Genomic DNA, 236 nt, shown 5'->3' on the forward strand with positions numbered 1-236 from the left:
GGGTAAGTCACGCCATCGATGACATCGAAGTTGTAGGACGGGAAATCCTTGTTGAGCAGCGCCGCGTCCTTGGCGCCCGGCTTAATCTCTTTGAACATGCCGGCAGGCATTTCCAGCCAGTTTTTCACCTGTTCGCCGGTCACGACAACCGCCTGGCCGGTGTTCGGATAGAGATGGAGGTCAGCAACATTCTCGATCGACACGTCGCCGGCAGGAACATCGGTGTAGTAATCGGC

Annotated in this window: 1 protein-coding gene; it reads right to left on the minus strand. The window is 56.8% G+C overall.

Annotated features, from left to right (window positions below):
- A partial coding sequence (locus ACPYOI_RS37040; protein ID WP_481424304.1) for a 5'-nucleotidase C-terminal domain-containing protein occupies positions 1–236 on the minus strand: 236 nt, incomplete at both ends.

Source organism: Rhizobium sp. SVR5-2C, assembly GCF_056755115.1.